3 rRNA genes are annotated in these 5,559 nt (G+C 58.4%); all 3 read right to left on the reverse strand.

Annotated elements, in window-relative coordinates:
- Positions 1 to 3: 3 nt before the first annotated feature.
- The 3 genes from rrf to LBW97_RS19645 all read right to left on the reverse strand — a co-directional run bounded on the left by rrf (position 4) and on the right by LBW97_RS19645 (position 5,357).
- Positions 4 to 120 (reverse strand): 5S ribosomal RNA (rrf, locus tag LBW97_RS19635).
- Positions 121 to 234: 114 nt separating this feature from the next.
- Positions 235 to 3,361, reverse strand: a 23S ribosomal RNA gene (locus LBW97_RS19640).
- Between the two features lie 477 nt (positions 3,362 to 3,838).
- Positions 3,839 to 5,357: ribosomal RNA gene (locus LBW97_RS19645) — 16S ribosomal RNA — on the reverse strand.
- The 16S, 23S and 5S rRNA genes sit together here, the layout of an rRNA operon.
- Positions 5,358 to 5,559 lie beyond the last annotated feature (202 nt).

The raw sequence follows: 5,559 nt of genomic DNA on the forward strand, positions 1-5,559 counted from the left end.
GTTGTCCGGCGGCGTCCTACTCTCCCACCCCGTCTCCAGGGCAGTACCATCGGCGCTGAGAGGCTTAGCTTCCGGGTTCGGAATGTTGCCGGGCGTTTCCCTCTCGCCATGGCCGCCGTAACTCTGTGAACATGTACGAACCAATCGACTGGTTCGTGCGTTCAGAACCGCACAGTGGACGCGTGACAATCTTGTTTATCTGACTCAGACCAGCAGACCTGTAGGTAGGTGTGTGTGGTCAAGCCCTCGGCCTGTTAGTACCGGTCAGCTCCACACCTTGCAGTGCTTCCACTTCCGGCCTATCAACCCGCTGGTCTGGGCGGGGGCCTTACCCGGTTAACCCGGTGAGAGACCTCATCTTGAAGCGAGCTTCCCGCTTAGATGCTTTCAGCGGTTATCCCTGCCGAACGTAGCTAACCAGCAGTGCACCTGGCGGTACAACTGGCACACCAGAGGTTCGTCCGTCCCGGTCCTCTCGTACTAGGGACAGCTCTTCTCAAGTCTCTTACGCGCACGGCGGATAGGGACCGAACTGTCTCACGACGTTCTAAACCCAGCTCGCGTACCGCTTTAATGGGCGAACAGCCCAACCCTTGGGACCTACTCCAGCCCCAGGATGCGACGAGCCGACATCGAGGTGCCAAACCATCCCGTCGATATGGACTCTTGGGGAAGATCAGCCTGTTATCCCCGGGGTACCTTTTATCCGTTGAGCGACACCGCTTCCACATGCCAGTGCCGGGTCACTAGTCCCAGCTTTCGCTCCTGCTCGACCCGTCGGTCTCACAGTCAAGCTCCCTTGTGCACTTGCACTCGACACCTGATTGCCAACCAGGCTGAGGGAACCTTTGGGCGCCTCCGTTACATTTTGGGAGGCAACCGCCCCAGTTAAACTACCCACCTGACACTGTCCCTGATCCGGATCACGGACCGAGGTTAGACATCCAATTCGACCAGAGTGGTATTTCAACGGCGACTCCACGAACACTGGCGTGCCCGCTTCGCAGTCTCCCACCTATCCTACACAAGCCGAACCGAACACCAATATCAAGCTATAGTAAAGGTCCCGGGGTCTTTCCGTCCTGCCGCGCGTAACGAGCATCTTTACTCGTACTGCAATTTCGCCGAGCCTGTGGTTGAGACAGCTGAGAAGTCGTTACGCCATTCGTGCAGGTCGGAACTTACCCGACAAGGAATTTCGCTACCTTAGGATGGTTATAGTTACCACCGCCGTTTACTGGCGCTTGAGTTCTGAGCTTCGCCTTGCGGCTAACCCGTCCCCTTAACGTTCCAGCACCGGGCAGGCGTCAGTCCGTATACATCGTCTTACGACTTCGCACGGACCTGTGTTTTTAGTAAACAGTCGCTTCTCACTGGTCTCTGCGACCACCCACCGCTACCCCGCGCAAGGCGGTTCACAGCAGATGGCCCCCCTTCTCCCGAAGTTACGGGGGCATTTTGCCGAGTTCCTTAACCACAGTTCGCTCGATCGCCTCGGTATTCTCTACCTGACCACCTGAGTTGGTTTGGGGTACGGGCCGCTCGGAACTCGCTAGAGGCTTTTCTCGGCAGCATAGGATCATCCAATTCGCCTCATTCGGCTATGCGTCAGGCCTCACCCTGTATGTGGGACGGATTTACCTACCCCACGGGCCACACCCTTGCACCGGTACTACCACTCACCGGTAGGACTACCTTCCTGCGTCACCCCATCGCTTGCCTACTACCAGTCCGGGTCCCGCGTTAGTCCCCGAAACGACCCTCGAAAGAGCCGGCACGGGTGTTCGGGCGGTTAGCATCGCTGGGTTCAGCATGGGCGTTCCTTCGCGGGTACGGGAATATCAACCCGTTGTCCATCGACTACGCCTGTCGGCCTCGCCTTAGGTCCCGACTCACCCTGGGCGGATTAGCCTGGCCCAGGAACCCTTGGTCTTCCGGCGGGGGAGGTTCTCACTCCCCTCTCGCTACTCATGCCTGCATTCTCACTCGTGTGGCGTCCACGGCTGGATCACTCCGCCGCTTCAACCGCCACACGACGCTCCCCTACCCATCCACACACCTGGCCGGACCCTCAAGGGGACCGGCGGGCTACGTGTGAATGCCACGGCTTCGGCGGTGTGCTTGAGCCCCGCTACATTGTCGGCGCGGAACCACTTGACCAGTGAGCTATTACGCACTCTTTCAAGGGTGGCTGCTTCTAAGCCAACCTCCTGGTTGTCTCTGCGATCCCACATCCTTTTCCACTTAGCACACGCTTAGGGGCCTTAGCCGATGATCTGGGCTGTTTCCCTCTCGACTACGAACCTTATCGCCCGCAGTCTCACTGCCACGCTCTCACTTACCGGCATTCGGAGTTTGGTTGACGTCAGTAACCTTGTGGGGCCCATTAGCCATCCAGTGCTCTACCTCCGGCAAGAAACACGTGACGCTGCACCTAAATGCATTTCGGGGAGAACCAGCTATCACCGAGTTTGATTGGCCTTTCACCCCTACCCACAGCTCATCCCCCAGGTTTTCAACCCTGGTGGGTTCGGTCCTCCACGCGGTCTTACCCGCGCTTCAACCTGGCCATGGGTAGATCACTCGGCTTCGGGTCTAGGGCACGCGACTATGTCGCCCTGTTCGGACTCGCTTTCGCTACGGCTTCCCCACACGGGTTAACCTCGCCACGTACCACTAACTCGCAGGCTCATTCTTCAAAAGGCACGCAATCACCCCGAACCCGAAGGTCCTAAGGCTCTCACGGCTTGTAGGCACACGGTTTCAGGTACTATTTCACTCCCCTCCCGGGGTACTTTTCACCTTTCCCTCACGGTACTAGTCCGCTATCGGTCACCAGGAAGTATTTAGGCTTAGCGGGTGGTCCCGCCAGATTCACACCGAATTTCACGGGCTCGGTGCTACTTGGGAACAAGCTCGGAAGAGTCTGAGTTTTCGTGTACGGGGCTCTCACCCTCTACGGCGACCCCTTCCAGAGGCCTTCCACTAACACAGACTTTTATGACTTCCTGCCACCTCGGCAGAGGCAACTGAACTGTCCCACGACCCCGACCACACAACGCCTGCCGGCTATCACATGCGATCGGTTTAGCCTCATCCGCTTTCGCTCGCCACTACTCACGGAATCACGGTTGTTTTCTCTTCCTGTGGGTACTGAGATGTTTCACTTCCCCACGTTCCCTCCACACGCCCTATGTGTTCAGGCGCGGGTCACACCACATGACTGGTGCGGGGTTCCCCCATTCGGAAATCCTCGGATCAACGCTCGGTTGACAGCTCCCCGAGGCTTATCGCAGCCTCCTACGTCCTTCATCGGCTCCTGGTGCCCAGGCATCCACCGTGTGCCCTTAACAACTTGGCCACACAAAAATCCCACCCACCCCGCCCGGAAGGACAAGATGAGCGGGCCTACAAACAAACTCTGCTAATCAGAGTCAGAAGATGCTCGCGTCCACTGTGCAGTTCTCAACGTACGACCAGTCACCACCCACACTGACCCCACCAAACCCAATCCAGCCCTCAGGCAGATCAGCGGTATGAGATCCAGGTGGCCCTGACACAAGAGACCAGACACCGAAACTTCTCGGCGGCCCGTTCCCTCAGGACCCAACAGCGTGCCTACGACCGGCTCCACCCCTCCCACCCCGTTCCCCACCACAGCACCTCCGAAGAGACACCGGGCCGTACTAGGAGCAGCAAGAGCTGCCGGCCGAACTGGTCAGCGTTCCACCCTCGAGCACCACCCAGGCAACTAGCGGACCGTCATGAGTGACGGCCCGTCATGTCCTGGCGCGGCTCTGCACCACTCCCACGAGGGAAGCGGTGAAGTGCTCCTTAGAAAGGAGGTGATCCAGCCGCACCTTCCGGTACGGCTACCTTGTTACGACTTCGTCCCAATCGCCGATCCCGCCTTCGACGGCTCCCTCCACAAGGGTTGGGCCACCGGCTTCGGGCGTTACCGACTTTCGTGACGTGACGGGCGGTGTGTACAAGGCCCGGGAACGTATTCACCGCAGCGTTGCTGATCTGCGATTACTAGCGACTCCAACTTCATGGGGTCGAGTTGCAGACCCCAATCCGAACTGAGACCGGCTTTTTGGGATTCGCTCCACCTCGCGGTATCGCAGCCCTTTGTACCGGCCATTGTAGCATGTTTGCAGCCCTAGACATAAGGGGCATGATGATTTGACGTCATCCCCACCTTCCTCCGAGTTGACCCCGGCAGTCTCCTATGAGTCCCCACCATTACGTGCTGGCAACATAGAACGAGGGTTGCGCTCGTTGCGGGACTTAACCCAACATCTCACGACACGAGCTGACGACAACCATGCACCACCTGTGCACGGCCCTTACGGACCCACCATCTCTGGAGGATTTCCGTGCATGTCAAGCCTAGGTAAGGTTCTTCGCGTTGCATCGAATTAAGCAACATGCTCCGCCGCTTGTGCGGGCCCCCGTCAATTCCTTTGAGTTTTAGCCTTGCGGCCGTACTCCCCAGGCGGGGCGCTTAATGCGTTAGCTGCGGCACGGAACTCGTGGAATGAGCCCCACACCTAGCGCCCAACGTTTACGGCGTGGACTACCAGGGTATCTAATCCTGTTCGCTCCCCACGCTTTCGCTCCTCAGCGTCAGTTGTTGCCCAGAGACCCGCCTTCGCCACCGGTGTTCCTCCTGATATCTGCGCATTTCACCGCTACACCAGGAATTCCAGTCTCCCCTGCAACACTCTAGTTTGCTCGTATCGACTGCAGACCCGAGGTTGAGCCTCGGGATTTCACAGCCGACGCAACAAACCGCCTACGAGCTCTTTACGCCCAATAATTCCGGACAACGCTTGCACCCTACGTATTACCGCGGCTGCTGGCACGTAGTTGGCCGGTGCTTCTTCTGCAGGTACCGTCACTTTCGCTTCGTCCCTGCTGAAAGAGGTTTACAACCCGAAGGCCGTCATCCCCCACGCGGCGTCGCTGCGTCAGGCTTTCGCCCATTGCGCAATATTCCCCACTGCTGCCTCCCGTAGGAGTCTGGGCCGTGTCTCAGTCCCAGTGTGGCCGGTCACCCTCTCAGGCCGGCTACCCGTCGTCGCCTTGGTAGGCCGTGACCCCACCAACAAGCTGATAGGCCGCGGGCCCATCCTCAGCCGATAAATCTTTCCACCACCAGACCATGCGGTCAGCGGTCATATCCGGTATTAGCCCCAATTTCTTGGAGTTATCCCAGAGCTGAGGGCAAGTTGCCCACGTGTTACTCACCCGTTCGCCACTGATCCCCCACCGAAGCGAGTTCACCGTTCGACTTGCATGTGTTAAGCACGCCGCCAGCGTTCGTCCTGAGCCAGGATCAAACTCTCCGTAGATGATTTGATCGCAGCTGAGAACCGAGAGCTAGCACTCTCGATATCAATCAACCAAAGGAATCCCTGCCAGGAGCACAAAGCCCTGACACGGGGTATTACTTGGCACTGACTTTCGGCACGCTGTTGAGTTCTCAAGGAGCGGACGCGCAGAAACTCGACCCTCACGGGCTCCGTCACTGGCTGGATGTCCAACTCTACGCCG

The sequence above is a fragment of the Blastococcus sp. LR1 genome (genome assembly GCF_020166105.1).
Lineage (GTDB): Bacteria > Actinomycetota > Actinomycetes > Mycobacteriales > Geodermatophilaceae > Blastococcus.